Source organism: Streptococcus sp. 2022WUSS037 (genome assembly GCF_044427225.1).
Lineage (GTDB): Bacteria > Bacillota > Bacilli > Lactobacillales > Streptococcaceae > Streptococcus.
On the sequence record NZ_JAOTGJ010000069.1, the window covers coordinates 1 to 1,847 of the forward strand.

Genomic DNA, 1,847 nt, shown 5'->3' on the forward strand with positions numbered 1-1,847 from the left:
ATAAATATCTTTCAACAAAAGGTATTTAAACATCATGATGGGTGAGTAAGCCTTTCGACCAAAGTCGACACAATAATGTTTTTCTAACTCATCATAGATAAAACTAAAATCACAGAGTTCTGTTAGCTGCCGTAAAAAATGATTTTTGGGAACAACAATATCATACAGGGGAGAATAGGAACTAAGATCTAACTGAATTTGATTATCAAGCATAGGAATCACCTCGACTCTAGTATAGCAAAAAAAGACATCAAGTTGATGACTTTTTCAGTGGGTTCGGTTTTATATGGCTTCTTTTTTTGCAAGATTTTACGAATAGATAGTTGAGGAGGAAATTATGTATCAAATTGAATTTAAAGAAGAGGCCATTCTACCTAGAGAACGTTTAGTAGAAGTTGGAGCTGAGCGTCTCAGTAATCAGGAATTACTAGCAATTTTTATTAGAACTGGGACAAAAAAAGAACCTGTTTCTATTCTCTCCAATAAATTATTGAATCGTTTGGAGAGTTTAGCGGCTCTAAGAGAATTATCCATTGAAGAATTGCAAAGTTTGACTGGAATTGGGCGCGTCAAGGCGATTGAAATTAAGGCTATGATTGAACTTGGAAAACGTATCAATCAATCAGAGCTACTCTTAAATGAGAGAATTTTGGGAAGTGAGAAGTTGGGACGTAAGATGATTCATGAAATCGGGCATAAGAAGCAGGAGCATCTTGTTGCACTTTATCTCAATACACAGAACCAGATTATCAGTCAAAAAACGATTTTTATTGGGAGTGTTAATCGTAGCATTGCAGAACCACGTGAAATTTTGCATTACGCAGTAAAATGCATGGCAACATCGATTATCATCGTTCACAACCACCCGTCGGGTTCAGTACAACCTAGTAGGAATGATTTGCTATTTACGGAGAATTTAAAAGAGTCCTGCGAAACGCTAGGACTGGTATTATTAGATCATTTAATTGTTGGAAATAAGGATTACTATTCTTTTAGAGAAGAAAGTGAGTTATTTTAAAGTTTATTGACAATATAGTGGAAGAGGTCTTTTTCAATCTCACGTTTACCGTAGAGTAGTTCAGGATGCCATTGAACCCCTAAAAATTTAGTTGGGTAGGTTGAATGAACTGCTTCAATAATCTGTTGATTATCTGATAGTGCAATGATTTCTAAGTCAGGTGCTAAGTCTTTGATAGCCTGACGGTGAAATGAGTTTACACTCGGAGCGGACTTATATATATCGTAAAGTGGACTATTTTGAGTCAGTTGAATCGTTTGACTGACTTCTTGTCCGTCTATGTCTTGCCAATGTTCAGAAATTGATTGATGAAGGCTACCACCTTGAGCTACATTGTAGAGCTGTAGACCTCGGCAGATACCGAAGATAGGTTTCTGATTTTCTTGGGCAGCTCTTATGAGGGCTAATTCAAACTCGTCACGCTTTGGTAGATAATTATCGCTGTCAATAGTCCTTTCTTCGTGATAGTAACTTGGCTGGACATTTTGTCCTCCTGTTAGGATGAGTTTATCAATAAGATGGATATAATATTTTGCCAAATCAGGCTCTGTAACAGGAAGGATGAGTGGGAGCCCGCCAGCATCTTCAATAGCTTGTACGAGGCAAGTCTGGGTATAAGAAAGCAGGGGTTCTGTATGATCCCCTGTTTTATAGTACGACGGGCATGTCGTACATCTGAGGTGAAAGTCCTCCGTGGGCACCCGCTACCGGTGAACCCTATAGCGACTCCCAAGCCTGACTATCGTGAGGTAGCGGATTAAAACGGTCTGGGGAGAGACCGTTTTAAGTCTGACGACGCTAGAAACCAAGATCGTCAGAGGAAGGGATA

2 protein-coding genes and 1 pseudogene are annotated in these 1,847 nt (G+C 38.9%); 1 reads left to right on the top strand and 2 read right to left on the bottom strand.

The features are described from left to right. Window positions 1–213, bottom strand: a pseudogene (locus ODU55_RS11620) (IS5/IS1182 family transposase); the annotation flags it as partial. Between the two features lie 124 nt (window positions 214–337). On the opposite strand from ODU55_RS11620, the gene radC reads away from it, so the two are divergent. Beyond that, window positions 338–1,018, top strand: a complete 681-nt coding sequence (gene radC, locus ODU55_RS11625) for a DNA repair protein RadC (protein ID WP_398582910.1) — start codon at window positions 338–340, stop codon at window positions 1,016–1,018. Here the strand turns inward: radC and ODU55_RS11630 are convergent. Then, complete coding sequence (locus tag ODU55_RS11630; protein WP_398582911.1) at window positions 1,015–1,719, bottom strand: gamma-glutamyl-gamma-aminobutyrate hydrolase family protein; 705 nt, start codon at window positions 1,717–1,719, stop codon at window positions 1,015–1,017. The genes radC and ODU55_RS11630 overlap by 4 nt on opposite strands. Window positions 1,720–1,847 lie beyond the last annotated feature (128 nt).